Here is a 26,901-nt window from a genome sequence, read left to right on the forward strand (position 1 = left end):
CGATGGCGCAGACGGCCGCGATCGGCACCGGCGTGGGCCGGCGGACCTCTCCCCGCCGGCTCACCGCCGCGCACCGCGACTGGATCGCGGGGTACGCCATGACGGCGCCCGTCGTGCTGGGCGCGATCGTCTTCGTCGTGCTGCCGCTCGGGGCCGTCTTCTGGTACTCCCTGCATGACTGGAATGTGCTCGCGAACTCGTTCGTCTTGGCGGGGCTCGACAACTACGAGCGGATGGTCGCGGACCCCGGCCTGCGCTCGTCTCTGCTCGCGAGCCTGTGGTTCTCCGTCGGGCTCGTCGTGCTCAACATCTCGCTCGCGCTCGCCCTCGCGGTGCTCCTCAACCAGAAGCTCCCGGGCACGACCGCCTTCCGCACGATCTTCTTCTCTCCCGTCGTCGTCTCGCTGGTCGCCTGGACGATCGTGTGGGGCTTCCTGCTGCAGGACGACGGCGGCATCAACGGGTTCCTGCGACTGCTCGGGATCGACGGCCCCAACTGGCTGCGCACGGGCCCGACCGCGATGCTCGCCGTCATCGTCGTGCAGGTCTTCAAGAACGTCGGGCTCAACATGATCCTGTTCCTCGCGGCGCTGCAGGGCGTGCCGGAAGACCTCTACGAAGCCGCGCGACTCGACGGCGCCGGTGCGTGGCGGCGCTTCCGCTCCATCACGGTGCCGCTCATCAGCCCGACGCTGCTGCTCGTCTCGATCCTCACGATCGTCGGCTCGCTCGAGGTGTTCGCGCAGATCGCCGTGCTGACCGGCGGGGGTCCGGGCAGCTCGACGACGGTGCTCGTGTACTACCTGTTCCAGCAGGCGTTCCGCTTCAACGACTTCGGGTACGCGAGTGCGATCGCCGTGCTGCTCTTCGGCATCGTGCTCGCCCTGACCCTGCTCCAGTGGCAGACCCGGAAGCGGTGGGTGTTCCATGAGAACTGAGCTCCTCGACAGGACGGCCGACGTGGACGCCACCCTTGCCGTGCCGGCCGCTCCCGACACGCCGTCGCCCGAGCGCCGCCGGCGCCGCCGCGGTCGCGCGCTGATCATCGCCGTGCTGGCCGTGCTCAGCGTCCCGTTCGTCTTCCCGACCTGGTGGATGGCGACCTCGAGCCTCAAGCCGATGAGCGAGATCCTCAGCTCGGTGCCGACGCTGTGGCCGCAGTCGCCGACCTTCGGCGCCTACGTCGACGTCTTCCGGCTGCAGCCGTTCGCACAGCAGTACTGGAACAGCCTGTACATCGCGGTGCTCGTGACGGTCGGGACGATCCTCTTCTCCTCGATCGCGGGCTACGCCTTCGCCCGCATCCGCTTCCCCGGCGTGAATCTGCTCTTCCTGCTCGTGCTGACGGGTCTGCTCGTGCCGAGCGAGGTCACGATCGTCCCGCTCTTCCGCGCCGTCAGCGCGCTCGGGCTCATCGACACGCACTGGCCGCTCATCATCGTGCCGATCTTCGGCGCCCCCAGCGTGCTCGCGACGTTCATCATGCGGCAGTTCTTCCTCGCGCTGCCGGTGGAGCTCGAAGAGGCCGGCCGCATCGACGGTCTCGGGCGGTGGGGCATCTTCTGGCGCATCGCCTTCCCCCTCGCGCGTCCGGCGGTCGCGGCCGTCGCGATCTTCACGTTCCTCAAGTCGTGGAACCTGTACCTCGAGCCGATCGTGTACCTGTCGAGCAAGAACATGTTCACGCTGCCCCAGGCGCTCACTCAGTACGTGGATGCCTACGGCGGGCCGATGTGGAACGTGCAGCTCGCCGCGACCACCCTCACCGTCGTGCCGGTGCTCGTGGTCTTCCTGCTCGCGCAGCGGCACTTCGTCGAGGGGCTCGCGCACACGGGGCTCAAGGGCTGAGCACCGTCTCCCACGCTCAGGGGCGGGGCTTGGGTCGGGTGATGCGACCGGGGGCGGTGTCGGCACCGCGGGCGGGGACGGGCCAGGTGCCGTGCGGCGCGCTCGCGCCGGCGGACGGAGTGGGGGATGCCGGGGGCGCGGCGTCGAGCCGGACCGGTTCGGCCACCGGTAGGGCCTCAGCCGGGGTCGCGCCCGTCGGGCCGGCGGTGAGCTCGTGCCCGACCTGCTTCTCGAGCACGACGATCGCATCGTCGGAGAGCGAGATGAGCCCGTCGAGCTCTTCGCGCACGCGCTTGTAGGCGAGCTGGCGCTCGGCGGGTGTCGCCGCCTGGTCGATCGCGACGGTCAGCAGCTGCTTGGCGGTGTCGAGGCGCTTGCGCTCGACGTCGGTGAAGCCGGAGTCCTTGATGCGGCGGGCGTCGCGCTCGGCGACGTCGAACGCGACCTCGTAGTCGGTCACGGCGTTGCGGTACTCGGAGAGCTGCTCCTTCGAGAGGCGCGCCTTGGCGTTCAGCGGCCGCAGCCCGTCGGCGACCTTCTTCGCCCGCAGGAACGCGGCGGTGAGCGGCTGCCTCCCGTCGCTCATGGCCGGGTAGGCGATGAGCTTCGCGACGTCGAGCTCGTACTCCAGCCAGCGCGCCGTCACGGCGTCGTGCGCCGCGAACAGGCGCTCGAGCTGGCTCGGCGCGGCCGCGACGTCGGTGGCCGGGGCCACACCGGGTGCGCCCGCCGCCTGCGGGATGGGACCCGTCACCGGGCGTCCCCGCGCGGCCGCCTGTGCCGCCTTCAGCTCGGCCTTCGCGTGCAGCACCTCGAGGCGCCGCCTGTGCCGCCGACGCGCGCCACGCTCCCAGGCGCTCCCTATGGAGGCCAGCACGCCGAACAGCGGGAAGACCAGCCACCAGAAGCCCCCGATGAATTCGAAGACCGGCTGCACTCTGTCATGCTAATCGCGTCGTCAGTCCGTGTACCTGACGGTTTCCTCGGGGATCAGGATGCCGGGCGCTGGGTGCCCCGCGACGGGACGGGCCACACGGGCTCGTGGTGTGCAGCCGGGGGTGGCGTCGGCGCCTTCTCCGGGCGCGGGGGCGCGGCATCCTGAACCCGGGCAGCCACCCACGTGGCGTTCTCGGTCGCCCACGCGATGGCCGCCGACGATCGCTCGAGGAACTGCTGAGCCGCCGCCGTCCACGCCGCCGCGGCGGGCTCGGGCTTCGGCTCGGGCGGCGCCATGCCGGACGCGCGGGCCTCGGCCCACGCGGCACGCTCGGCCGCCTCGAAGGCGTGCCCGAGACGGTCGACCGCGTTGCGGTACGCGACGTACTGCACGGGAGTGATGCGGGCGCGCGACGACGCCGGCCGCAGGTCCTGGGCCTCGGCGCGCGCGGTGAGATAGGCGGCGGTGGTCGGCACGCGGCCGTCGCTCATGAGCGGGAAGGCGATGAGGCGCGCGGGGTCGGTCTCGTACGCGAGCCATCGCGTCGTGATGGTGTCGTGCACTCCCATCACCTGCGCGAGCGGGTGGTACTGCGGGTCGCTCGCCGCCGCGAGGCCCGCCCGGGCGGAGCTCACGCGCATGCGCCGCACGCGGACGTTCGCGATCGCGGCGCGCAGGTCGCGCTGGGCCGACTGCAGGCCACGGCGCGCGGCGGCGACATCGGCGGGAGTGGCACGGGATGCCGCCCGCTCCGCCTGCACGCGGGTGAGCTCGGCGCGCGCGAGGCGCAGGCTGCTGCGCGTGGACCACTCGTGCGCGCGCGCGTCATGCAGCTCCAGCCGCGCCGCGTCGTACTCCAGCCGTCGCGCGTCGACCGTTCGCTGATGCCTCAGACCGAGCATGGAAAACACCCCCGCACCGACCGCGATCGGCGCGACCCACCACAACTCTGCGATCGACGCCCACAGCGGATCCACTCGGCCATGCTAACCCTGCGGACGCGCTCGCGGGCTGGGGATCAGCCGAACAGCAGGGCGAGGACCGTGGCGCCGCCGCCGACGAGGATGAGGCTGATGATGACGACCCACGCCGTGACCTTCACGCGGCGCTGCCGCGCATCCTGGAACCCGGCGTACTCTTCCTCGTCGACCATGGGCACAGTTTAGGCCGAGGGTCCGCGGGTGCCGGCAGGCTCGGCGACCGTCGCGCCGAAGACGGCGGGAAGCGTCGCGCTCGAGAGCCCGCGCAGCTCGGCGACGGGCACCGTGAAGAGGTCCTGCACCTCGAGCGCCGCCTCGCCGTCGGCCGCGACGTCGGTCACGCCGATGCGCAGCACCGGGTAGCCGCGGCCCTCGCACAGCCCGCGGAACTTCACGTCGTCCTCGCGCGGGACGCTGACGATGACGCGGCCCGTCGACTCCGAGAAGAGGGCGGTCGCGGCATCCACTCCGTCGCGCTCCATGAGCTCCGTGAGCCACACACGCGCGCCGACGCCGAAGCGCAGGACGCCTTCGGCGAGAGCCTGCGCGAGGCCACCCGACGACAGGTCGTGCGCGCTCGACACGAGCGACTGGAGCGAGGCCGCGTGCAGCAGCTCGGCGAGCCGCTTCTCGTTCCCGAGGTCGACCGCCGGCGGACGACCGCCGAGGTGTCCGTGGACCGTCCCGGCCCACGCCGAGCCGCTCAGCTCGGTGGCGGTGACACCGAGGAGGTAGATGTTCTCGCCCTCGTCCTGCCAGCCCGAGGGGATGCGGCGCGCGACGTCGTCGATGATGCCGAGCACGCCGACGACCGGCGTCGGGAAGATCGGCACGTCGCCCGTCTGGTTGTAGAAGCTCACGTTGCCGCCCGTGACGGGGATGCCGAGTTCGAGGCATCCATCCGACAGCCCGTCGACGGCCTGGGAGAACTGCCACATGACCTCGGGGTTCTCCGGGGAGCCGAAGTTGAGGCAGTCGGTGACGGCGGTGGGGATCGCACCCGTCACGGCGACGTTGCGGTACGCCTCGGCGAGCGCCAGCTTCGCGCCCTGGTACGGGTCGAGCTGGCAGAAGCGGCCGTTGCAGTCCGTCGCGATCGCGAAGCCGAGGCCGGAGTTCTCGTCGACGCGCACCATGCCGGCGTCGTCGGGGAACGACAGGGCCGTGTTGCCCATGACGTAGCGGTCGTACTGGTTGGTCACCCAGTCGACGTCCGCCAGGTTGGGGCTCGCGACGAGCTGCGTGAACTGGTCGCGCAGCGTGTCGGGGTCGTTCGAGCGCGGCAGCGCCGAGGCCGAGTCGTCGTGCAGGGCGTCGATCCAGGTCGGGTAAGCGACCGGGCGCTCGTAGACCGGGCCGTCGACCGCGACGGTCGAGGGGTCTACGTCGACGATCTGCTCGCCGTGCCAGAAGATCTGGAGGCGGCCGTCACCCGTGACCTCGCCGAGGACGCTCGTCTCGACGTCCCACTTGCCGACGACCGCGAGGAAGGCATCCAGCTTCTCGGGCGCGACGATGGCCATCATGCGCTCCTGGCTCTCGCTCATGAGGATCTCCTCGGGCGTGAGCGAGGGGTCGCGCAGCAGCACCTTCTCGAGGTCGACGCGCATGCCCGAGCCGCCGTTGGCGGCGAGCTCCGACGTCGCGCACGAGATACCGGCGGCGCCGAGGTCCTGGATCGCCTCGACGAGCTCGCCGCCGTACAGCTCGAGGCAGCACTCGATGAGCACCTTCTCGGCGAACGGGTCGCCGACCTGCACGGCGGGGCGCTTCGTGGGGCCGCCCTCCGAGAAGGTGTCGGAGGCGAGGATGGATGCTCCGCCGATGCCGTCGCCGCCCGTGCGGGCTCCGAACAGCACCACCTTGTTGCCGGCGCCGGTGGCGTTGGCGAGCTTGAGGTCCTCGTGGCGCAGCACGCCGACCGCGAGCGCGTTGACGAGTGGGTTGCCCTGGTAGACGGCGTCGAAGACCGTCTCACCGCCGATGTTCGGAAGGCCGAGGCAGTTGCCGTAGAACGAGATGCCGCTGACGACGCCGTGGACGACGCGCGCCGTGTCGGGGTCGTCGATGGCGCCGAAGCGCAGCTGGTCCATGACCGCGACGGGACGCGCGCCCATCGAGATGATGTCGCGCACGATGCCGCCGACGCCGGTCGCGGCCCCCTGGAACGGCTCGATGTAGCTCGGGTGGTTGTGCGACTCGACCTTGAAGGTGACGGCCCAGCCCTCCCCGATGTCGACGACGCCGGCGTTCTGGCCCATGCCGACCATGAGCCGTTCCTTCATCTCGTCGGAGACCTTCTCGCCGAACTTGCGGAGGTAGATCTTCGACGACTTGTAGGAGCAGTGCTCCGACCACATCACCGAGTACATCGCCAGCTCGCCGCTCGTCGGCCGCCGGCCGAGGATGCTCTTGATCTGCTCGTACTCGTCGGGCTTGAGACCCAGCGCCGCGAAGGGCTGCTCCTTCTCGGGAGTCGCCTCCGCGTTCTCTACGGTGTCGGCGGCAGGGCGCGCGGGCGAGGACGAAGTGGGGGTGGTCATGCGGCTGAGCTCCAGGAATCGCGGGCGCCGGACCGTCCCAGTCTAATCGGGGTCTTGACGCCTCCCATCGGCAGCGATAACGTACAACCAAATGGTTGTACATACGGAGCTCGAAGACGATGAGATCGACCGGATCTTCCACGCGCTCGCCGCGGCGACGCGTCGCGACATCCTGCGTCGCACGATCGAGCGCGAGCAGTCGGTCTCGGCACTCGCGGGCGACTACGACATGTCGTTCGCGGCCGTGCAGAAGCACGTCGCAGTGCTCGAGGCCGCCGGTCTCGTCGTCAAGCGGGCCGAAGGGCGCGAGCGCCTCGTCCGGGCGGATCCTGCCGTGATCGCCCGAGCCCGCACCCTGCTCGACCGCTTCGAGGCGATGTGGCGCGCCCGCGTCGACCGCCTCGACGCGCTGCTCGCCGAGGATCCCCTCGACGAGGCATCCACCGAGACACCCACCGAAGAATCGACCGAAGGAGAGTGACATGCCTGTCACCGACGTCACGACCGACCCCGAAGCGCTCACCATGACGCTCACCGCCGAGTTCCCGGCATCCGTCGATCGCCTCTGGAAGGCGTTCACCGATCCCGCGCAGCTCGAGCGGTTCTGGGGCCCTCCCGGCTGGCCCGCGACGTTCCCGCGCTTCGACTTCGAGGTCGGCGGCCGTGCGGACTACTACATGACCAGCCCCAAGGGCGAGAAGGCCGGCGGAGCGTGGGAGTTCCTCGAGATCGACGAGCCGCGCGGGTTCACCGTGCTCGATTCGTTCGTCGACGCCGAGGGCAGGCCTGCCGAGGGGATGCCGACGATGCGCGTCGTGTTCGCGTTCGAGCCGACCGAGACGGGGTCGAAGCTCGTCAACACGTCGTACTTCACGTCGGCCGAGGCGCTCGAGCAGGTCGTCGCGATGGGCGGCGTCGAGGGCTCCACGATGGCGTTCAATCAGCTCGACCGCGTGCTGCAGAGCCTCCGCGAGTATGCGCAGGGCAAGGGCACGCGGACCGAGATCCTCGACGACACGCACGTGCGCATCACCCGCCTCGTCGAGGGTCCGCTCGACCTCGTGTGGCGCGCGCACCAGGAGCCCGAGCTCCTGCAGCAGTGGCTCCTCGGCCCGGACGGATGGCGGATGTCGGTGTGCGAGGTCGACCCGAGCGTCGGCGGGAAGTACCGCTACGCGTGGGAGCCGCTCGAGGGCACCGAGGGCCAGTCCTTCGGCTTCGACGGCGAGACGCTCCTCTCCGAGGCGCCGCGCCGGGCGGTGACGACCGAGCACATGACGGGCACCGACTTCCCCTCGACGCTCAACGACTTGAACCTCGAGGAGGAGGACGGCGCGACCCTCATCACGCTCCTCATCGAGTACCCCGACAAGGACACGCGCGACATGGTGCTCGCGACCGGCATGACCGACGGCATGGAGGCGAGCTACGGGCGTCTCGAGGGGGTTCTCGAGCGCGTCGGCTGACATCCCGCCGCGGGGGCCCGGTCCTGGCGGGCCGGGCCCTTAGCATGGCGGTGTGGACTTCTCCCTCGCCCTGACTCCCGAGAACATCGCCGTCTTCCTGACGCTGTTCGTGCTGGAGCTCGTGCTCGGCATCGACAACGTCATCTTCATCTCCGTGCTCGCCTCGAAGCTGCCCAAGGAGCTGCAGGCCAGGGCGCGGAACCTCGGACTGACGCTCGCGATGATCATCCGCGTCATCCTGGTGTTCTTCGCCGGGTGGATCATCACGCTCACCGAGCCGGTGATCACGCTCTTCGGCATCGACTTCTCGTGGAAGGACATCATCCTCATCGCGGGTGGTCTCTTCCTCGTCTACAAGGCCGTCACCGAGATCCACCACAAGCTCGAGGGGATCGAGGAGGGCGATCACGCTTCCGACGACGCCAAGCCCGTGACCTTCCTCTCGGTCATCCTGCAGATCCTGCTGCTCGACATCGTCTTCTCGCTGGACTCCGTCATCACGGCCGTCGGAATGACCTCGAACATGGCGATCATCGTGTCGGTCGTCATCCTGTCGTTCGGCATCATGCTCTTCGCGTCGCGGTTCATCTTCGCGTTCGTCAACAAGCACCCCACGGTGAAGATGCTCGCGCTGTCGTTTCTCATGCTCATCGGCGCCTTCCTCATCGCCGAGGGCTTCCACATCCACGTCGAGAAGGCCGTGATCTACGGGTCGATGGCGTTCGCCGTGCTCGTCGAGGTGCTCAACCTCGCGGTCGCGCGCAACAAGGCGCGTCGCGAGAACAAGAAGCGCGCGACCGTGCAGCTGCTGCCGTCGTACCCGCAGATCGACGAGTCGGTCGCCGTCGGCGCCGCCCTCTCCAAGGCGCCCGGCTCGGGCGCGGTGGGCCTCTCGGCCAAGCCCGTCGAAGGCGAGGTCGACCCCGACTCCGAGGGCCGCGCCGGCCTCGGCTGAGCCCCGTCCGGAGCTCGCGGACGGGGGTGCGGTCGTGCCCGGCGCCGTCAGGGGTCGAGGACGAGGCGGTAGCCCATGCCCGACTCGGTCAGGAGGTGGGCGGGCCGGGCCGGATCGGCCTCGAGCTTCTTGCGCAGCTGCGACATGTAGAGCCGGAGGTACCCCGTGTCGCTCACCTGATCGGTGCCCCAGATGTCCTTGAGGAGCGTCTGCCGCGTCACGAGAGCGCCGGGGTTGCGGGCGAGGAACTCGAGCATGCGCCACTCGGTCGGAGTCAGGTGGACGCGAGCGCCGGCACGCGTGACGGACTTCGTCGAGAGGTCGATCGCGATGTCGCCGAACGATACGAGCGGCTCGCCGCCGGTCGCGCCCGCTCGTCGTGAGAGCGCCCGCAGACGGGCGAGGAGCTCGTCGATCTGGAACGGCTTCGTGACATAGTCGTCCGCTCCCGCGTCGAGGGCTTCGACCTTGTCGGCCGACCCCGTGCGTCCCGACACGACGATGATGGGCACCGCGGTCCAGCCGCGCAGCGCCTCGATGACCGCGACGCCGTCGAGGCGCGGCATCCCGAGATCCAGCAGCACGATATCGGGATGCGTCTGTGCCGCCAGCGCGATCGCGGCGGCGCCGTCGGGCGCGGCGACGACGTCGTAGCCGTGGGCCGCGAGGGTTATGCGCAAGGCACGGACGAGCTGCGGGTCGTCGTCGGCGACGAGGACCTTCACGAGCGGGGCCTCCGTTCGGCGGCGGGGTCCGGGGCGGGTTCCGAGACGGGTTCCGAGACGGGATCCGAGGCCTGCCCCGCGGCGGGTCCCGAGGCGGGGTCCGCGACGGGCAGCTCGATGACCATGGTCAAGCCTCCGCCCGGGGTGTCCTCGGGGGTGAGCGTACCGCCCATTCCCTCCGTGAAGCCCTTCGAGAGCGCGAGGCCCAGCCCGAGGCCGGCCGTGTTGTCGGTGTCGCCGAGGCGCTGGAACGGCGCGAAGATCTCGGGCTGGCGCTCGGCCGCGACACCGGGCCCGTGATCGACGACGCGCAGCTGTGCGACCCCGCCGAGCCGGCTCGTGGCGATCCGCACGCGCGAGGCGTCGGGCGAGTGCCGGTCGGCGTTCGCGAGCACGTTCACGAGCACGCGCTGGAGCAGCACGCCGTCGGCACGGACCGGCGGAAGCTCGGGGTCGAGGGCGAGCTCGACGCGGTCGGGTCCGAGGCCGAGCTCGTCGATCGCCATCAGGACCGCACCCACCGTGTCGACGGGTGCGAGCGAGACCGCGAGGACGCCGGCCTGCACGCGGCTGACGTCGAGCAGATCGGTGACGAGCGTCGACAGCGTCGCAAGGCTCTCGTCGGCCGTCGCGAGCAGCTCGGCCCGGTCATCGGCCGAGAGTCCGGAGCCCGCCGCCCGAAGACCGCCGACGGCGGCGACTGCGGCGGCGAGCGGACGCCGGAGGTCGTGGCTCACGGCGGAGAGCAGCGCGCTGCGCACCTGGTCGGTCTCGGCGAGGGCGTCGACCTCTCGCGCGGCCAGAGTGAGGTCGCCGTGCTCGAGGGCCGCCTCGAGCTGGGCGACGATGACGTCGAGAAGGCGTCGCTCCGACGCATCCAGCTCCCCGCCGTGAAGCTCGAGCGTCGCACGAGGAGCGGCAGGATCGCCCACCGTGAGCCGGATGTGCCGGGCGTCGGGCACGGGCTCGCCGTCCGTGGCGAGCACCGTGCCGTCGGCGGCGACGAGGCGCACCCCCGTCATTCGGAAGGCCTCCCGGGTGCGGCTCACGAGCGCCGGGACGGCGCTCTCGCCGCTGAGCACGCTGCCCGCGACGGTCGCGAGCAGCTCGGACTCGGAGGCGGCGCGCTGCGCCACGCGGGTGCGTCGGGCGGCCTGGTCGACGATCCAGCTGACGAGGATCGCGATGACGACGTAGAGCACGAGCGACAGGGCGTGCTCGGGGTCGGCGATCGTCACGGTGAACAGCGGATCGACGAAGAGGAAGTCGAGGGTGAGGCCGGAGAGGACCGCGGCGAAGAGCGCCGGCCAGATGCCGCCGATGAGCGCCACGATCACGACGAGCAGCTGGTAGGCGAGCACATCCGCGGTGATCGACGCGTCGCCCGAGAAGGCGTAGAGGAACCAGGAGAGGAGGGGACCGAACACGAGGGCGACGACGAAGCCCAGCACGCGCCGCCTGACGCTGAGCGCGCCGCCCGTCACGCGCGGCAGGCGCGCGCGCCCGCCGGCTGCCGCGTGGGTGACGATGTGCACGTCGATGTCGCCCGATTCCCGCACGACGGTCGCGCCGATGCCCGGCCCCGACAGCGCGGCGGCGAGGCGACCCCGCCGGCTGACTCCGATCACGAGCTGCGTCGCATTGACCGACCGCGCGAAGTCGACGAGTGCACGCGGCACGTCCTCGCCGACGACCTGGTGATAGGTGCCGCCGAGCGACTCGACGAGTGTGCGCTGCTCGGCGAGGGCTCCCGGAGTCGCCGACCGGAGTCCATCCTGGCTCGACACGTGCAGCGCGAGGAGCTCGCCCCCCGCCGACCGCGCCGCGATCCGCGCGCCGCGGCGGATGAGCGTCTCGCCCTCGGGGCCTCCCGTCAGAGCCACGACGACCCGCTCCCGGGCCTGCCAGGTGCCATGGATGCCGTGCTCGGCGCGGTAGAGCTTCAGCGCACTGTCGACCTCGTCGGCGAGCCACAGGAGGGCCAGCTCGCGGAGGGCCGTGAGGTTGCCGAGGCGGAAGTAGTTCGACAGGGCCGCGTCGATGCGCTCGGCGGGGTAGACGAAGCCGGCCGAGAGCCGGTCGCGGAGCGACTGAGGGGCGAGGTCGACGACCTCGACCTGATCGGCGCCTCGCACGACGGCATCCGGAACCGTCTCGCGCTGCGCGATGCCCGTGATCTGCTCGACCACGTCGTTGAGCGACTCGATGTGCTGCACGTTGACCGTCGTGATGACGTCGATGCCGTCGTCGAGCAGCTCCTGGACGTCCTGCCAGCGCTTGGCGTTGCGCGAGCCGGGGGCATTCGTGTGGGCGAGCTCGTCGACGAGCGCGATCGCGGGATGCCGCTCCTTGACCGCGTCGACGTCGAGCTCGTCGAGCTCGACGTCTCGATGGCGCAGGGTGCGCCGCGGCACGACCGGCAGCCCGTCGAGGAGCGCGGCGGTCGCGGCGCGGCCGTGCGTCTCGACGATGCCGACGACGACGTCGCGGCCGTCGGCGAGCAGGCGGCGCCCCTCCTCGAGCATCTCGTACGTCTTCCCGACGCCGGGAGCGGCGCCGAGCAGCACCCGGAGCCTGCCGCGCTTCATGCCCTCACCCTAGGCCTGCGTCCTCGGCCCGGCTCACCGAGCGAGCGCGTCGAGCGCGAGATTGAGCTCGAGCACGTTGACGCGGGGCTCGCCCAGATAGCCGAGGTCGCGCTGCTGGATGTGCTGCTCGACGAGTGCGCGCACCTCCGCCTCCGCGATGCCGCGGACCTCGGCGACGCGCGGCACCTGCAGGAGCGCGTAGGCGGGGCTGATGTGAGGGTCGAGGCCCGACCCCGACGCGGTGACGGCGTCGGCGGGGATGTTGTCGACGGCGACACCGTCGAGCTTCGAGATCGCGGCCTGGCGCTCCGTGATGGCCGAGATGAGGTCTTGGTTCTCGGGACCCTGGTTGGAGCCGCTCGAGGCCCCGCCGTCGTACCCGTCTCCGGCGGCCGAGGGTCGCGACTGGAAGTACTCGGGGAGGGGCGCACCCTCAGCGTCGGTGAACGACTGCCCGATGAGGGTGCTGCCGACCACCTGGCCGCGGGAGTCGGTGACGGTCGAGCCGTTCGCCTGCCACGGGAGGACGAGCTGGCCGATGCCGGTGATGAGCAGCGTGTAGCCGACGCCGAGCACGAGGGTGAGGACGAGCATCGTGCGGACGGCGACGCCGGTGGTGCGCAGTGTGGTTCGTGCGGTGGACATGTGCGGGTCTCCTTGGCCGGGCTCAGAAGCCGGGGATGAGGCTGACGACGAGGTCGATCAGCTTGATGCCGATGAACGGGGCGATGATGCCGCCGAGCCCGTAGACGAGCAGATTGCGGCTGAGGATCTGCGAAGCGGATGCCGCGCGGTAGGCGACGCCGCGAAGGGCGAGCGGGATGAGCACCACGATGATGATCGCGTTGAAGATGATCGCGCTCGTGACGGCCGACGCCGGCGACGACAGCTGCATCACATTGAGCGCCTGCAGGCCGGGGAAGACCCCCATGAACATCGCCGGGATGATGGCGAAGTACTTCGCGATGTCGTTGGCGAGCGAGAACGTCGTGAGCGCACCGCGGGTGATGAGCAGCTGCTTGCCGATGCGCACGATGTCGATGAGCTTCGTCGGATCGCTGTCGAGGTCGACCATGTTGCCGGCCTCTTTCGCGGCCGAGGTGCCGGTGTTCATGGCAACCCCGACATCGGCCTGCGCGAGGGCGGGGGCGTCGTTCGTGCCGTCTCCCGTCATCGCGACGAGGCTGCCGCCCTGCTGCTCACGCCGGATCAGCGCGAGCTTGTCCTCGGGCGTCGCCTCGGCGAGGTAGTCGTCGACTCCCGCCTCCTTCGCGATCGCCGCCGCGGTGAGGGGGTTGTCGCCCGTGATCATGACCGTGCGGATGCCCATGGCGCGCAGCTCGGCGAACCGGTCGCGCAGGCCGTCCTTGACGATGTCCTTGAGGTGGATGACCCCGTACACGGTCCCCGCGCCGGTCCCGGTCGCCGACCCGGCCCCGGTCCCTGACCCCGCCGCCGAGCCGGTCGCGGGGCTGAGCCCCGCCACGACGAGCGGCGTGCCGCCCGACTGCGCGATCGCATCGGTCTCGCGCATGACCGCCGTGCGCATCTCGTCCGAGACGGGCGATCCGGAGGCTTCGAGCCACGCGAGCACCGCCGACCCGGCGCCCTTGCGGATCTGCGTCCCGTCGACGAGGTCGAGACCGCTCATGCGGGTCTGGGCGGTGAAGGGGACGACGACCGCGTCGGCAGGCGGCGACACGTGGATGCCGCGCACCGCCGCCAGCTCGACGACCGAGACGCCCTCGGGGGTCGGGTCGGCGAGCGATGACAGCGCCGCCGCGCGGGCAAGGCGATCGTGGGCGACGTTCGACCCCTCGACAGGCTCGGGGACCGGGTCGGCGTCTGCGATGGGGACGAAGTCGTCGGCCCGGCGGTTGCCGTACGTGATCGTGCCGGTCTTGTCGAGGAGGAGGGTGGTGACGTCGCCGGCGGCCTCGACCGCACGGCCCGACATCGCCAGCACGTTGCGCTGCACCAGCCGGTCCATGCCCGCGATGCCGATCGCCGACAGGAGCGCGCCGATCGTCGTGGGGATGAGGCACACCAGGAGGGCGACGAGCACGGCGATGCTCACCGGTGAGGCGGCGTACGACGCGATCGGGTTGAGGGTCAGCACCACGATCACGAAGACGATCGAGAGGCTCGCGAGCAGGATGCCGAGGGCGATCTCGTTGGGTGTCTTCTGGCGGCTCGCCCCTTCGACGAGCGCGATCATGCGGTCGACGAAGGTCTCGCCGGGCTTGGACGTGATGCGCACGACGATCCGGTCGGAGAGCACGCGGGTGCCGCCCGTGACGGCGCTGCGGTCCCCGCCCGACTCGCGCACGACCGGCGCGGACTCGCCCGTGATGGCGGATTCGTCCACCGTCGCGATGCCGCTCACGATGTCGCCGTCGCCGGGGATGAGCTCGCCGGCCGAGACGATCACGACGTCGCCGAGAGACAGCTCGGACGAGGCGACCTCGATCGACTCGGCGCGCTGCGCCGCGGCATCCCCCTTCTCGTCGTACGCCGTCACGCGATGGGCCATCGTCGAGGTGCGGGTCTTGCGCAGCGACTGCGCCTGCGCCTTGCCGCGGCCCTCGGCGACCGATTCGGCGAGGTTGGCGAAGAGCACCGTGAGCCAGAGCCAGATCGCGATGCCCCACGTGAACCCGGCCGGCACGGCGGTGCCGCCGCTGTCCTCCGCGGGCAGGAAGGGCTCGGCGATCGCGAGCGCGGTCGTGAGCGCGGCGCCCACCCACACGAGGAACATGACGGGGTTGCGCCACAGGGCGGCGGGGTTGAGCTTGCGGACGGCCCCGGGGAGCGCCTGCACGAGCTGCGACCAGCTGAAGGCGCGCGTGCCGCGCGGCTGCTCGGGGGTGATCGAGCCCGCGACCGGACCGGTCGTCGAGGCGATTGCGGTGGTGGACATGAGTCAGACGAGCCCTTCCGCCAGGGGACCCAGCGTGAGAACGGGGAAGTAGGTGAGTGCCGTGATGACGACCGCGATCACGGCGAGGAGGCCGACGAACTGCGGACGGTAGGTGGGGAGGGTGCCGGCGGTGGACGGGATGCGGTCCTGGGCGGCGAGCGATCCCGCGAGCGCGAGCACGAGGACGATCGGGATGAAGCGTCCGAGCAGCATCGCGACGCCGAGGGCGGTGTTCAGCCAGGGCGTGTTCGCGGTGAGTCCCGCGAAGGCCGAGCCGTTGTTGTTCGCGGCCGACGTGAACGCGTAGAGCACCTCGCTCATGCCGTGGACGCCCGGGTTCCAGATCGAGACGTTCTCGACGTCCTCACGGATGCCGGGCAGTGCGAAGCTGAGGGCCGTGCCGACGAGCACGAGGATCGGGGTCACGAGGATGTAGAGGCTCGCGAGCTTGATCTCGGTCGGTCCGATCTTCTTGCCCAGGTACTCGGGCGTGCGGCCGACGAGCAGACCGCCGACGAACACCGCGATGACGGCGAGCACCAGCATCCCGTACAGTCCCGAGCCGACGCCGCCCGGAGCGACCTCGCCGAGCATCATGTTGACCATCGGGATCATGCCGCCGAGCGCCGTGTACGAGTCGTGCATCGAGTTGACGGCGCCCGTGGACGTCAGGGTCGTCGCACCGGCGAAGAACGTCGAGCCCAGGATGCCGAAGCGCTGCTCCTTGCCCTCCATGGCGGAGCCGGCGAGCTGCGGCGCGGTGCCGAGACCGAGCGATTCGAGCCAGCTCACCGCCGCGATCGACACGATGGCGAGTGAGGCCATGACGGCGAGGATCGCGTAGCCCTGCCGGTCGTCGCCCACCATGCGGCCGAAGGCGCGCGGCATCGCGAAGGGAATGGCGAGGAGGAGCAGGATCTCGAGGACGTTCGTCCACGGCGCCGGGTTCTCGAACGGGTGCGCGGAGTTGGCGTTGAAGAAGCCGCCGCCGTTCGTGCCCAGCTCCTTGATCGCCTCCTGGCTCGCGACGGGTCCGCCGGGGAGCACCTGCGTGCCGCCGGTGAGGGTGTGCACCTCGGTGAAGCCGTTGACGTTCTGCACGACGCCCGCGGTCAGGAGGGCGATCGCCGCGATGATCGACAGCGGAAGCAGGATGCGGGTGAGCCCGCGCACGAGGTCGACCCAGAAGTTGCCGATCGTCGATGAGCCGCGGCGCGCGAAGCCGCGGACCAGGGCGATCGCGACCGCGATGCCGACCGCGGCCGACACGAAGTTCTGCACCGCGAGCCCCGCCAGCTGCACGGTGTAGCCCATCGTCAGCTCGGGCGAGTAGGACTGCCAGTTCGTGTTCGTCACGAACGACACGGCGGTGTTGAAGGCGAGCCCTTCCGGCACGGGCGGGAGCCCCAGCGAGTACGGGAGCACCGCCTGCAGGCGCTGCAGCGCGTAGACGAACAGCACGCCCGTCGCCGAAAAGACGAGCACGCCGCGCAGGTACGCCTGCCAGGTCTGCTCGGATGCCGGGTCGACGCCCATGAGCCGGTACACGCCGCGCTCGACGCGCCAGTCCTTGGCCGCGGTGTACGTGCGGGCGATCCAGTCGCCGAGGGGCCGGTAGAGCAGCGCGAGGATCAGGAAGACCGTCGCGATCTGCAGGATGCCGGTCCAGAGCTCAGCGGTCGCCGCGCCTGTCGAGCCCATCAGAACTTCTCCGGCTTCACGAGGGCGACGACCAGGTAGACGACGGCGGCGAGGCCGAGCGCCGCGGCGAGGAGCGAGAAGACGATCACAGTCGCTCGATCCCTCGCGCGACGAGTGCGACGAGCGCGAACAGCGCGATCGTCGCGACGACGTAGATGACATCCAGCACGGAGGACTCCTCGAGGACGGGTGCGGTCTTGGCATCCCGATGCAACACCGCGGGGGATGCCGCATCCGCCGTCCTCACGGATTCCATACGCTCCGCGCGCCGGCTCTTACAGAGTCCTCACGGCGCGCCGGACACCCCTCCCGAGCGACTCGTCACGCGCGAGGCAGCGGGCGAAGGGGTGTGCGCGAAGGAGGGTCAGGCGCGGGCGAGGGCGTCTTCGAACGCGACCCACGCGAGCATGGCGCACTTGACGCGCGCCGTGTACCGGGAGACGCCGGTGAGCGCCGCGGCGTCGGAGAAGATCTCCTCGTCGAGGTCGATCGTGCCGCGCGAGCGGAGCGCCGTGCGGAAGCCGTCGATGAGGGTGGATGCCTCGGCCCGCGGCATCCCGCCCTCTTCCGCGACGAGCGAAGCGAGCATCGATGCCGAGGCCTGCGAGATGGCGCAGCCGGCGCCCTCCCATGTCACGTCGCGCACGTCGTCGCCGTCGACGCGCACGCGCAGCGTGATCTCGTCGCCGCAGATCGGGTTGCGCTGGTACGACGTCGCGACGCCCGACTCCGCGTCCTCCGCGAGGCCGAATCCCACCCTGCGCTTCGAGTGGTCGAGGATCAGCTCCTGATAGAGCCCGTCGAGGCCGCTCATCGTCCGGCTCCGAAGTAGCCGCGCACACCGGAGAGCGCATCGAGGAAGACGTCGATCTCGGCCTCGGTGGTGAACAGCGCGGCCGACGCGCGCACCGACGCCGTCAGCCCGAACCGGCGGTGCAGCGGCTGCGCGCAGTGGTGGCCGACGCGCACGGCGATGCCGCGGGCGTCGAGGAACTGGCCGACATCGTGGGCGTGCACGCCCTCGACGTCGAACGCGCTCAGCGCGACGCGCTCGGCATCCGCATCTCCCAGCAGCCGGATGCCGGGAAGGGAGCGGATGCCGTCGCGCAGGCGCCGCTCGAGCACCCGCTCGTGCGCGTGCACGGCCGGCATGCCGACGCGGTCGAGGTAGCGCACCGCCGCCGCGAGGCCGATCGCCTGCGACACGGGCTGCGTGCCGGCCTCGAAGCGCTGCGGCGGGGGGAGGTACGACGCCTCCTCGAGCGTCACCGTCGTGATCATCGACCCGCCGGTGAGGAACGGGGGGAGGGCCTCGAGCACCTCGGACCGCCCGTAGAGGCCTCCGATGCCGTACGGGCCGAGCATCTTGTGACCGGAGAACACCGCGAGGTCGACGCCCTGGGCGGGGAGGTCGAGCGGGAGATGCGGCGCGGACTGACAGGCATCCATCACCGCGAGAGCACCCGCGGCGTGCGCGAGCGCGACGAGCTCGTCGACGGGATTGACGATGCCCAGGACGTTCGAGACGTGGGGGAAGGCGACGACGCGCGTGCGCTCGCCGATGATCGCCGCGGCGGCGTCGAGGTCGATCGTGCCGTCGTCGCGCACAGGGATGTGCCGCAGCACGGCGCCGGTGCGGAACGCGAGCTCCTGCCACGGGATGAGGTTCGCGTGGTGCTCGGACTCCGTGACGACGAGCTCGTCGCCGGGCCGCAGGGCGAACCGCTGCGCCTCGGCGCAGCCGCGCCCCGCCGTCGCGTTGCCGATCGCGTAGGCGACGAGATTGAGGCCTTCCGTCGCGCCGCTCGTCCAGACGAGCTGCTCGGGACGGGCGCCCACGAACGCGGCGACGGTCGCGCGCGCGTCCTCGTAGAGCTCGGTCGCCTCCGCCGCCAGCGTGTGCGCGCCGCGGTGCACGGCCGAGTTCGCCGTCGTCAGGAACTCCACCTCGGCGTCGATGACCGCCTGCGGCTTCTGGCTCGTCGCGCCCGAGTCGAGGTAGACGAGCGGGCTGTCGCCGATCCGCGTCGCGAGGATCGGGAAGTCAGCGCGCAGCGCCTCGGGGTCGAGGATCGCGGGGCGAGGGGGAGCCGATGTCACCACTCAAGGCTACGCGGCGGCGCGGCGACCGGCTCGGCGGGTCTTGGTCACGGGATGCCTCGCACCGAGGCATCCCGGATCGTCACGGCCCTTCGAGGCTCGATCGCTGCGCCGTCGGGATGTTCTCGTTGGCCGGGTCGAACGGGCGTCCCGCGCGCTCCTGACCCGGCAGCGGACGCGAGCGGCGGCCGTAGATCAGCTCCGACGAGTCGAGGAGCCAGGGCACGAGGGTGATCGTGACGCCGTGGATGAGCATGAGCTGCTGCGCGATGCGGCTGGCCCGGCGGTTGTGCAGCAGGGTCTCCCACCAGTGGCCGACGATGTACTGCGGCAGGTACACGGTGATGACGGACGACCCGTGCTTCTCGCGGTACCGCTTGATGAACTCCGCGACGGGCCCCGCGTACGTGCGGAACGGCGACTCGATGATCGTGAGGGGGATCGGCATGCGATGCGCCTCCCACTCCTTCTGGATCGACTCCGCTTCCTCCTTCGTCACGGCGACGTGGATCGCGATGGTCTTGTCGTGGCGGGCGGCCAGCGCGTAGTCGATCGCCTTCGCGACGGGCTTCTGCAGGCGGTTGACGAGGATGAGCGCGACATCGCCGGCTGCGCCGAAGTGCACGTCGTCGGTCATCGCGATCTCGTGCTCGACGTCGCGGTAGTAGCGGTGCACGCCGACCATGAGCGTCGCGAGGATCGGGATGGCGATGAAGACGAGATACGCGCCGTGCGTGAACTTCGTGATCGTGACGATGACGAGCACCGTCACCGTCATGACGGCGCCGATCGAGTTGATGGTGAGGCTTCGGATGGCTCCGCGCCGCTCGGCACCGGCCTTGGGGTCCCGGCGGCCCTCGGCGCGCGTGGTCTCGCGCAGCAGCCGGCGCCAGTGGCGGATCATGCCGATCTGACCGAGCGAGAACGAGACGAAGACGCCGATGATGTAGAGCTGGATCAGCGAGGTGACGTTCGCCTGGTACACCGTGATCACGGCGATCGCCACGATGCCGAGGATGATCATGCCGTTCGAGAAGACGAGACGGTCGCCGCGAGTGTTGAGGGCCTTGGGTGCGTATCCGTCGCGCGCGAGCACCGCTCCGAGCAGCGGGAAGCCGTTGAAGGCCGTGTTGGCGGCGAGGAGGAGGACGGCGGCCGTGGCGGCCTGGATCACGAAGAACGGGATCGAGTTCAGGCCGAAGGTTCCCGCCGCGACCTGGGCGATGAGGCTGGGCTGCACCTGGTTCTCGCAGTCGAAGCCGATGAGATCGCACGGGTTCTCGGCGTAGTGGACGCCCGAGATGAGAGCGAGCGCCGTGAGGCCCGTGAACAGCACGATCGCGATGCCGCCCACCAGGGCGAGCGTCGAGCGGGCGTTCCGGACCTTCGGCATGCGGAACGCGGGCACGCCGTTGGCGACTGCCTCGACGCCCGTCAGCGCCGAACAGCCGCTCGAGAAGGCCCGCAGCACGAGCAGGATGACCGCGGCCTGCGTGAGGTCCTCGGTCTGCACGGCGTAGTCGGCGCTGGATGCCACGGGCGGATCGCCGAGCGCAGTGCGCACGAGGCCGACGACGATCATGACGGCGACCGAGCCGATGAAGACGTAGGTCGGGATGGCGAAGAACAGCGACGCCTCCCGCACTCCGCGGAGGTTGATGACGATGATGAGGATGACGAACCCCACCGCGAGTTCCACGCGCCCCGGGTTGAGGAACGGAAGTGCCGAGATGAGGTTGTCGACACCCGACGAGACCGACACCGCGACCGTCAGGACGTAATCGACGAGGAGCGCCGACGCCACGACGACACCGGGGATCTCACCCAGGTTCTTGCGCGCGACTTCGTAGTCCCCACCGCCCGACGGATACGCCCGGATGAGCTGGCGGTAGCTCAGCACGACGACGACGAGCACGAGCACGACGGCGGCGGCGACCAGCGGCGAGAAGGCGAGGAACGCCAGTCCACCCGTCATCAGGATGAGCAGCATCTCCTGCGGCGCATACGCCACGGACGACAGCGCGTCGGAGGCGAAGATGGGCAGCGCCATCCGCTTGGGAAGCAGGTGCTCGTCTGCGGCCTCCGACGACAGGGGGTCGCCGATGAGGATGCGTTTGGCGATCGGCGATTCAGCGGGGCCGGGATCGCGTCCGTCGGTTGTCACGGCGGGCGACACTACGCTTGTCCGCGCTCGGATGCAACGCGACGAGCCAGCGCGTCACCCGATCGACGCGAACGGGCCTCAGCCCACCGGGCCGAGGAACTCGCGGGCGGCGACCCGGAGTGCCTCCACACCGCGTTCGATCGTCGGATGCAGCACCGGCGCGAAGAAGGGCGAGTGGTTCGTCGGCACGTCGCGCTCGAGCGTGCCACCCGCCAGCGCGGCCGCGAACACCTGCGGATCGACGCCGCCCCAGAACCAGAACACCAGCGGCACGCCGGCCTCGCGGGCGAACCACGAGACGTCCTCGCTGCCCGTGAACATGCCCGGGTCGACGACCGTGCCCTCGCCGAACGCCGCATCGAAGGCCGCCGTCACGCGAGCCGTCGCGTCGTCGTCGTTGATGGTCGGCGGGAGCGTGTGGTCGACGGCGATGACGGGCTGCTCCTCGGCACCGGATGCCGCGGCCTCCGCGCGGATCACGCGCTCGACCTTCGCCATGATGCGACCGCGCGCCTCGTCGTCGGGATAGCGGAGGCTCAGCTCGAGCTTCGCCTCGGCCGGGATGATGTTGTTCTTGAGGCCCGCGTGGATCGAGCCGACGGTGACGACGGCGACGTCGCGCGGGTCGACCTCGCGCGACACGATCGTCTGCAGGCGCATGACCGTCGCCGCGGCCATCACGACCGGGTCGATCGTCGAGTGCGGGCGCGAGCCGTGGCCGCCGCGCCCGAGAAGCGTCACGGTGAGCCCGTCGGAGGCCGCCATCTGGGTGCCCGGGCGCACGCCGATCGTACCTGCGGGCAGCGGCGTGAGGTGCTGGCCGAGCACGATGTCGGGCTTCGGGAAGCGGTCGAGCACGCCGTCGGCGATCATCGCCTGCGAGCCCGCCCCGTACTCCTCGGCGGGCTGGAACACCGCGACGACGGTGCCGGACCATTCGTCCCTCGTCGCCAGCAGCCGCTCGAGCGCGCCGAGCAGCGCCGTGACGTGCATGTCATGGCCGCACGCGTGCATGACGGGCACGTCCTGCCCCGCGGGATCGACGCCGCGCGCGGTCGAGGCGTACTCGAGGCCCGTCCGCTCCTCGACGGGAAGGGCATCCATGTCGGCGCGGAGCCACACCACCGGTCCCGGGCCGTTCGCGATCGAGGTCACGACGCCGGTCTTGCCGATGCCCTCCTCGAACTCGAGGCCGAGCTCGGCGAGCGTCCGCGTGATGACCCCCGCTGTGCGGGTCTCCTGGAACGAGAGCTCGGGGTGCCGGTGCAGGTCGATGTAGAGCGCCTCGAGGTCGATCGTCATGCGGTCGAGCCTATCCGGGCCGCTCGGCCGCTCAGGTGCGGTCTCGTCGACGGATCGGCGCCGGTGAACCGAGCGTCAGGTGAGCAGGCGGGCGGTCGAGCCGCGCACGATGAGCTCGAACGGCAGGTCGGAGCGCGCCCGACGGTCGCCGGCGGGGGAATCGAGCTCGGCGAGGATCGCGTCGGCCGCCCGGCCACCCTGCGCGAGCGGGAACTGGTCCACGGTCGTCAGGCGGAAGAACTCCCCGAGCTCGTGACCGTCGATGCCCACCACCGAGATGTCCTCGGGCACCCGGTAGCCGAGCTCCCGCGCCGCGAGCAGCGCGCCGATCGCCATCTCGTCCGACGCGGCGAAGATCGCCGTCGGGCGCTCGCCGGGCCGCCCGAGCAGCTGCTTCGCGGCGCGGAACCCGCCCTCGATCGTGAAGTCGGCCGGCTCGAACAGGGCGGGGCGCGCCGGGATGCCGGCATCCACCATCGCCAGTTCGAACCCCTGCCGCCGCTGCGTCGGGATGTGGAAGTCGAGGTCGAACTCCTGGCTCGCGCCGATGTGCGCGATCGCGCGGTGGCCGAGCGCGATGAGGTGCTCGGTCGCGAGCCGCGCGACGGTGATGTCGTCGACCGTCAGCGTCGTGAGCTTGGGGTTCGGGCCGCCGATCGCGATCGTCGGCAGGCCGAGCTCGAGCAGCAGGTCGGTCTCCTCCTCACCGAGCTCGATCGAGATCGCGATGACGCCGTCGATGCGCTGACGTCGCAGGAAGGTCTCGAAAATCTCCCGCCGCTGCGTGCGGTCGGCGGTGAGGTTGTAGAGCGTGATGTCGTACCCGCGACGCTGCAGCGCCGTCGCGATGCCGCTCAGCACCGTCGAGAAGAACCACCGGTCGAGGAACGGCACGAGCACGCCGATGTTGCGGGTGCGGCCGGAGGCGAGGCTCGACGCCGACGCCGAGACGACGTAGCCGAGGCTCTTCGCCGCCGCTTCGACGCGTGCACGGGTCGGGTCGGAGACGTGCCCGCGCCCGCTCAGGGCGCGCGAGACGGTCGCCGTCGAGACGCCGGCCTCGCGCGCCACTTCGTCGATGCTGACCACGTCGTCGCACCCCCCTTCAGCCGAGCGCAGACGTCAGTCGTCGGCGAGCCACACCGCGGTGTCGGTCGGGAGCGTCCGCGAGCCGAGCGGCCCGCTCGACGCGATCACGATACCGTCCGGAAGCGCGACAGGTGCGTCCGACGCGTTCGCCACGACGGTGACGGTGCCGTTGCGGAACGCCAGGACGCCCTCGCCGAAGCCCTCGAGCCACTCGAGCGCGCCCGACCCGAGGTGCCGCGCACGTCTGGCGGCCAGCAGTGCGCGGTAGAGCGAGAGAGTGGATGCCTCGTCCGCGCGCTGCGCGTCGCGTGCCAGCACCGCCCACTCGGCGGGCTGCGGCAGCCACGACTCGCCCGTCGGGCTGAAGCCGTAGGCGACGGCGTCGGACGTCCAGGGGATCGGCACGCGGCAGCCGTCGCGGCCGTAGCGCTCGCCGCCCGTGCGGAACCACGTCGGGTCCTGACGCGCATCGTCGTCGAGCTCGATGACCTCGGGGAGGCCGAGCTCCTCGCCCTGGTACAGGTACGCCGAGCCGGGGAGGGCGAGCATGACCGTCGTCGCGGCGCGCGCGCGACGCAGCCCGACGTCGGCGATCGGCTTGCCGGGGGAGTTCGGTCCGATGCCGTGACCCTGCGGGTTCTCCGCCGTGAGCGCGAGGCGCGACGCGTGACGGACGACGTCGTGGTTCGACAGCACCCACGTGCTGGGCGCGCCGACGGCGCCGTACGCCGCGAGGGAGGCCGAGATGACGGCGCGGAGGGCCGCGGCATCCCATCCCGTCTCGAGGTAGGCGAAGTTGAACGCCTGGTGCATCTCGTCGGGACGCACCCAGTTCGCGGTCTGCTCGGGCGTGGGCAGCCACGCCTCGGCGCAGAGCGCGCGATCGCCCTCGTACTCCTGCATGAGGAGGTGCCAGTCGCGGTACACCTCGTGCACGGTGTCCTGCCCCCAGTAGGGCACGTTCGCCTCTTCGCCGCCCATGGAGCCGGCTTCGGGGTCGGGGGTGTAGTCGGGGAGGCCCTCGGCCTTCATGAGGCCGTGCGCGACGTCGACGCGGAAGCCGTCGACCCCGCGATCGAGCCAGAAGCGCAGGATGCGGCGGAACTCCTCGCGCACCTCGTCGTTCGACCAGTCGAAGTCGGGCTGCGACGAGTCGAAGAGGTGCAGGTACCACTGGCCGAGCGTCCCGTCGGACTCGATCACGCGCGTCCACGCCGGTCCGCCGAAGACCGACTCCCAGTTGTTCGGAGGCACGTCGCCGTCGAGGCCCTTGCCGTCGCGGAACATGTAGCGCGCCCGCTCGCGGCTGCCGGGCCCGGCAGCAAGCGCCTGCTGGAACCAGACGTGCTGGTCGGACGAGTGGTTGGGGACGAGGTCGACGATGATGCGGATGCCGCGCGCGTGCGCCGCGGCGAGCATGTCGTCGAAGTCGGCGAGCGTGCCGAACAGCGGGTCGACGTCGCAGTAGTCCGAGACGTCGTAGCCGGCGTCCTTCTGCGGGGAGCGCTGGAAGGGGCTCAGCCACAGGGCGTCGACGCCGAGATCCCTGAGATCGTCGAGGCGCGACGTGACGCCGGGCAGGTCGCCGATGCCGTCGCCCGAGCTGTCGGAGAAGGACCGGGGATAGATCTGGTAGATCACGGCCGTGCGCCACCATTCGGCGCCGGGGGTGCTCGTGCGCGCGTCGGCGAGGTCGAGTTCGGGCGAAGTCATGCGTCACAGGATAATGCAAGCGCTTACATTCGCCACTCGAAGTCTCACAGAGCGGTGCGAGTAGCGTGGTGCGGTGACCATCTCCCCCGAGCTCGCGCACGCAGAATCGCTCATCCGGACGATCCCCGACTACCCCGAGCCCGGAGTCCTCTTCCGCGACATCACGCCCCTCCTGGCGAACGCGGCCGCCCTCCGCAGCTGCATCGACGCGATCGTCGAACCCTTCGCGGGGCAGTTCGACGTGGTCGCCGGCATCGAGGCGCGGGGCTTCATCCTCGCCGGCGCAGTGGCGATCGACGCGGGCGTCGGGCTGATCCCGATCCGCAAGGCGGGCAAGCTGCCCCGGCCCGCGGCATCCGTCTCCTACGCCCTCGAGTACGGCACCGCGACGATCGAGGCGCACGACGACATCACCGAGGGGATGCGGGTGCTGCTCGTCGACGACGTGCTCGCGACCGGCGGCACCCTCCAGGCGGCGCACGAGCTCGTTGCGACGCTCGGCGGCGTCGTCGTCGGGACGTCGGTGCTCATGGAGCTGGACGCCCTCGGCGGCCGCGAGATCGTCGGGGACGTGCACACCCTCTTCCACGCCTGATCACCCTCGTCATCGGCGCTTGGGAGCGCCGGCGCCGGCGTCGGAGGGCGCGCTGACCGGCGAACGCCGTGTTGCCCGCCGGTTTCGCGGGATGAATTCGCGGTGACGAGTGCCGCCCGACTCTGGATCTGATGCACCGCCGTCTTCTAGCCTCGGCGGACACGATGGGTCCGTGATGACCCGCCCGAGCGGCAAAGCGCGCGGACGGGGCGTCTCCCGGAAGAGTGGGAACGCGCATCCGACGACCTGCGAAGCCCGGGCGCGATACCGAGGGCAGTGCGCGGCGCCCCTCGCTCAGACGGCGGCGGAGGCCCGGGATGCCGATCCCGGGCACCGCCGGCGTCGACCCCTCGAGCGTCGGGTCAGACGAAGGTCGGCAGGTCGAGCCAGGCGCCGGGAGCGGCATCCACTCCGTCCCGGACGACCGTGCCCTCGATGAGGCCGTAGGGGCGATCGGCGGCATAGAACACCTCGTTGGGGTTCTCCAGGCCGAAGGGCGACAGGTCGTAGGCGAAGTGGTGCTTGTTCGGCATCGCGAACCGCACCTCCGCGATCTCGGGCCGCGCCTCGATCGCGGCGGCGCCCATCGCGAAGAGCGTCTGCTGCAGAGCGAGGGAGTGCACCGACGCGAACGTCGAGAGCAGCGCGGCGACCACGTCGGCGTAGAGCGCGTTGAAGTCGATGCCGGCCTCGACGGCCTCCGGGAGGAAGCGCCACCGGCCCGTCACCGAGGTCGCCATGATGCGGTCGTCGGTCTCGGGGAGCGTCGTGTAGCGGTCGCGGGGGAATCCGGCGAAGCCGCTCCCCGTCGACTTGAGCACGACGAGGTCCTTGACCCCGCCGGTCACGTGGGTCTCGCCGTCGACGACCTGGACGGCGGCGAGCCGCGTGCCCGCACCCGAGCGTACGAACGAGTGGTCGTGAGGCTGCCCGTCGACCAGGATGCGGGACCACTCGTACTGCTCGGCCTGCCAGAGGCCGCCCTCGATCCAGTCGAACTCGCGGGTGAAGTGACGCGAGAGAGTCAGCAGGAACTCCTCGGGAGAGGGGATGCCGTGCTCCTTCGCGAACGCGAACACCGTGTTCTTCTGCGTGTCGGTGGCCACGATCCTGCTGTTGTCGCCGGTGAGGAACGACTCCGCCAGTGCCGCGCCCCGCAGCTGCGACGTGACGCTCAGGTCGACGATCTCGTGGCGGGGCGTGTCGCGCACGATCCGCACGACGCGGTTCTCCGCCTTGCCGTATTTGTTTGCGCCGAGGCTGACCGCCACCATG

General features: G+C 70.8%; 24 protein-coding genes. 6 read left to right on the top strand and 18 right to left on the bottom strand.

The genetic code is table 11. The features are described 5' to 3' along the window. Window positions 1-2 precede the first annotated feature (2 nt). Complete coding sequence (locus AAIB33_RS16590; RefSeq protein ID WP_345801061.1) at window positions 3-938, top strand: sugar ABC transporter permease; 936 nt, start codon at window positions 3-5, stop codon at window positions 936-938. Then, the gene (locus AAIB33_RS16595; protein WP_345801062.1) at window positions 928-1,848 is read left to right on the top strand and encodes a carbohydrate ABC transporter permease; all 921 of its coding nucleotides are present in this window, start codon (window positions 928-930) and stop codon (window positions 1,846-1,848) included. The genes AAIB33_RS16590 and AAIB33_RS16595 overlap by 11 nt, the downstream gene beginning before the upstream one ends. Before the next feature lie 16 nt (window positions 1,849-1,864). Here AAIB33_RS16595 and AAIB33_RS16600 read toward each other — a convergent pair whose 3' ends face one another. From AAIB33_RS16600 to purL, 4 genes are read right to left on the bottom strand one after another with little or no spacing between them, the layout of a single operon-like run. Next, on the bottom strand, window positions 1,865-2,785 hold the full coding sequence (locus tag AAIB33_RS16600) for a hypothetical protein (RefSeq protein WP_345801063.1): 921 nt from the start codon (window positions 2,783-2,785) through the stop codon (window positions 1,865-1,867). 53 nt (window positions 2,786-2,838) lie between these two features. After that, complete coding sequence (locus AAIB33_RS16605; RefSeq protein WP_345801064.1) at window positions 2,839-3,762, bottom strand: hypothetical protein; 924 nt, start codon at window positions 3,760-3,762, stop codon at window positions 2,839-2,841. Window positions 3,763-3,803: 41 nt separating this feature from the next. After that, on the bottom strand, window positions 3,804-3,938 hold the full coding sequence (locus tag AAIB33_RS16610) for a hypothetical protein (RefSeq protein ID WP_345801065.1): 135 nt from the start codon (window positions 3,936-3,938) through the stop codon (window positions 3,804-3,806). Window positions 3,939-3,947: 9 nt separating this feature from the next. Next, window positions 3,948-6,308, bottom strand: a complete 2,361-nt coding sequence (purL, locus tag AAIB33_RS16615; RefSeq protein ID WP_345801066.1) for a phosphoribosylformylglycinamidine synthase subunit PurL — start codon at window positions 6,306-6,308, stop codon at window positions 3,948-3,950. 91 nt (window positions 6,309-6,399) lie between these two features. Between purL and AAIB33_RS16620 the strand changes: the two genes are divergently transcribed. From AAIB33_RS16620 to AAIB33_RS16630, 3 genes are read left to right on the top strand one after another with little or no spacing between them, the layout of a single operon-like run. Continuing rightward, window positions 6,400-6,789: a helix-turn-helix domain-containing protein gene (locus tag AAIB33_RS16620; protein ID WP_345801067.1), complete on the top strand. Its 390-nt coding sequence runs from the start codon at window positions 6,400-6,402 to the stop codon at window positions 6,787-6,789. A 1-nt stretch (window position 6,790) separates the two neighbouring features. Further along, window positions 6,791-7,774 carry an SRPBCC family protein gene (locus AAIB33_RS16625; RefSeq protein ID WP_345801068.1) on the top strand — a complete coding sequence of 328 codons (984 nt, stop codon included), beginning with the start codon at window positions 6,791-6,793 and terminating at the stop codon, window positions 7,772-7,774. Window positions 7,775-7,826: 52 nt separating this feature from the next. Continuing rightward, window positions 7,827-8,729 carry a TerC family protein gene (locus AAIB33_RS16630; RefSeq protein ID WP_345801069.1) on the top strand — a complete coding sequence of 301 codons (903 nt, stop codon included), beginning with the start codon at window positions 7,827-7,829 and terminating at the stop codon, window positions 8,727-8,729. Between the two features lie 47 nt (window positions 8,730-8,776). Here AAIB33_RS16630 and AAIB33_RS16635 read toward each other — a convergent pair whose 3' ends face one another. From AAIB33_RS16635 to AAIB33_RS16695, 13 genes are all read right to left on the bottom strand, one after another. Beyond that, on the bottom strand, window positions 8,777-9,454 hold the full coding sequence (locus tag AAIB33_RS16635) for a response regulator (protein ID WP_345801070.1): 678 nt from the start codon (window positions 9,452-9,454) through the stop codon (window positions 8,777-8,779). After that, on the bottom strand, window positions 9,451-12,042 hold the full coding sequence (locus AAIB33_RS16640) for a DUF4118 domain-containing protein (RefSeq protein ID WP_345801071.1): 2,592 nt from the start codon (window positions 12,040-12,042) through the stop codon (window positions 9,451-9,453). The genes AAIB33_RS16635 and AAIB33_RS16640 overlap by 4 nt, the downstream gene beginning before the upstream one ends. Window positions 12,043-12,075: 33 nt before the next feature. Then, the gene (gene kdpC / locus AAIB33_RS16645; RefSeq protein WP_345801072.1) at window positions 12,076-12,687 is read right to left on the bottom strand and encodes a K(+)-transporting ATPase subunit C; all 612 of its coding nucleotides are present in this window, start codon (window positions 12,685-12,687) and stop codon (window positions 12,076-12,078) included. A gap of 22 nt (window positions 12,688-12,709) precedes the next feature. After that, a complete protein-coding gene (gene kdpB / locus AAIB33_RS16650) occupies window positions 12,710-14,962 on the bottom strand; it encodes a potassium-transporting ATPase subunit KdpB (protein ID WP_345801073.1) in 2,253 nt (750 codons plus the stop codon). A 3-nt stretch (window positions 14,963-14,965) separates the two neighbouring features. Next, on the bottom strand, window positions 14,966-16,663 hold the full coding sequence (kdpA, locus tag AAIB33_RS16655; protein WP_345801074.1) for a potassium-transporting ATPase subunit KdpA: 1,698 nt from the start codon (window positions 16,661-16,663) through the stop codon (window positions 14,966-14,968). Further along, on the bottom strand, window positions 16,663-16,752 hold the full coding sequence (locus AAIB33_RS16660; protein ID WP_345801075.1) for a potassium-transporting ATPase subunit F: 90 nt from the start codon (window positions 16,750-16,752) through the stop codon (window positions 16,663-16,665). The genes kdpA and AAIB33_RS16660 overlap by 1 nt, the downstream gene beginning before the upstream one ends. Beyond that, entirely contained in the window at window positions 16,749-16,910 is a 162-nt protein-coding gene (locus AAIB33_RS16665; RefSeq protein WP_345801076.1) for a hypothetical protein, read from the bottom strand. Before AAIB33_RS16665 ends, AAIB33_RS16660 begins: the two co-directional genes overlap by 4 nt. A gap of 117 nt (window positions 16,911-17,027) precedes the next feature. Continuing rightward, window positions 17,028-17,477, bottom strand: a complete 450-nt coding sequence (sufU, locus tag AAIB33_RS16670; protein ID WP_345801077.1) for a Fe-S cluster assembly sulfur transfer protein SufU — start codon at window positions 17,475-17,477, stop codon at window positions 17,028-17,030. Next, on the bottom strand, window positions 17,474-18,763 hold the full coding sequence (locus AAIB33_RS16675; protein WP_345801078.1) for a SufS family cysteine desulfurase: 1,290 nt from the start codon (window positions 18,761-18,763) through the stop codon (window positions 17,474-17,476). The genes sufU and AAIB33_RS16675 overlap by 4 nt, the downstream gene beginning before the upstream one ends. Before the next feature lie 82 nt (window positions 18,764-18,845). Further along, entirely contained in the window at window positions 18,846-20,939 is a 2,094-nt protein-coding gene (locus tag AAIB33_RS16680; protein ID WP_345801079.1) for an APC family permease, read from the bottom strand. A 66-nt stretch (window positions 20,940-21,005) separates the two neighbouring features. Further along, window positions 21,006-22,229, bottom strand: a complete 1,224-nt coding sequence (locus AAIB33_RS16685) for an amidohydrolase (protein ID WP_345801080.1) — start codon at window positions 22,227-22,229, stop codon at window positions 21,006-21,008. A gap of 75 nt (window positions 22,230-22,304) precedes the next feature. Continuing rightward, on the bottom strand, window positions 22,305-23,318 hold the full coding sequence (locus tag AAIB33_RS16690) for a LacI family DNA-binding transcriptional regulator (RefSeq protein WP_345801081.1): 1,014 nt from the start codon (window positions 23,316-23,318) through the stop codon (window positions 22,305-22,307). Between the two features lie 33 nt (window positions 23,319-23,351). After that, window positions 23,352-25,031, bottom strand: a complete 1,680-nt coding sequence (locus tag AAIB33_RS16695; RefSeq protein WP_345801082.1) for a glycoside hydrolase family 13 protein — start codon at window positions 25,029-25,031, stop codon at window positions 23,352-23,354. A gap of 73 nt (window positions 25,032-25,104) precedes the next feature. Here AAIB33_RS16695 and AAIB33_RS16700 point away from each other — a divergent pair, with 73 nt between their 5' ends. Next, window positions 25,105-25,626, top strand: coding sequence for an adenine phosphoribosyltransferase (locus tag AAIB33_RS16700; protein ID WP_345801083.1), 522 nt, complete (start codon window positions 25,105-25,107; stop codon window positions 25,624-25,626). 362 nt (window positions 25,627-25,988) lie between these two features. Here AAIB33_RS16700 and pucL read toward each other — a convergent pair whose 3' ends face one another. Further along, entirely contained in the window at window positions 25,989-26,900 is a 912-nt protein-coding gene (pucL, locus tag AAIB33_RS16705) for a factor-independent urate hydroxylase (protein ID WP_345801084.1), read from the bottom strand. Window position 26,901 lies beyond the last annotated feature (1 nt).

It is taken from the genome of Microbacterium sp. AZCO, from assembly GCF_039614715.1.
GTDB lineage: Bacteria > Actinomycetota > Actinomycetes > Actinomycetales > Microbacteriaceae > Microbacterium.